1 protein-coding gene is annotated in these 577 nt (G+C 70.1%); it reads left to right on the top strand.

The features are described 5' to 3' along the window. Window positions 1-318: 318 nt before the first annotated feature. The coding region (locus tag BZL64_RS40715) for a hypothetical protein (RefSeq protein ID WP_208639604.1) at window positions 319-577 on the top strand (259 nt) is incomplete at its 3' end.

Below are 577 nucleotides of genomic sequence, written 5' to 3'. Positions count from 1 at the left end.
GCAGGTTCTGCGGGTTGAGACCGACAGGGCCGACGGTGTGCGAGGTCATCACGTCACGGCCCGCGTCCTTCCAGCCCTGCCCGCTGTTCGCCAGCGCCTGCTCGAAGGACGCCTTGCTGTAGTCGACGTCACCGCCGTACACGCCGGAGGTGGCGATGTCGCCCCAGCCCATCTGCGTGACCTCGTCCTCGGAGGCGTACGGATTGCCGATGGCCGCGTTGGTGACGACCTTGAAGGTGCCCTCGACGTACTCCTCGGTCTCGTGGAGGGTGCCCGCNNGCGCTCGCAGAAAGAGCCGAACGTCCCGGTCAGCCCCTCGTGCCCGAGGTCCAGCCCGTTCAGCGCGAGGTCACCGAAACCACGCCCGGCACCGGCCATGCCGACCATGCCCAGCTCCTTCAGTTCACCCAGCGCCTCGGTCAGACCCTTGGCGACCAGAGCCAGGCCCTGCGCCTTCAGATCGGGAACCCCGCCGCCCTGCACCGGCACCCAGCCGCCGCCCACCGGCACTCCGCCACCGCTCACCGGCACCCCGTCGATGCTCACAGCCCGTCCCCCTGCTCACGGTCCACGGCCA

Source organism: Streptomyces bobili, assembly GCF_002154575.1.
GTDB lineage: Bacteria > Actinomycetota > Actinomycetes > Streptomycetales > Streptomycetaceae > Streptomyces > Streptomyces bobili.
The sequence above is the reverse complement of the archived record's forward strand: the minus strand, read 5'-3'. Positions and strand labels throughout refer to the sequence as shown.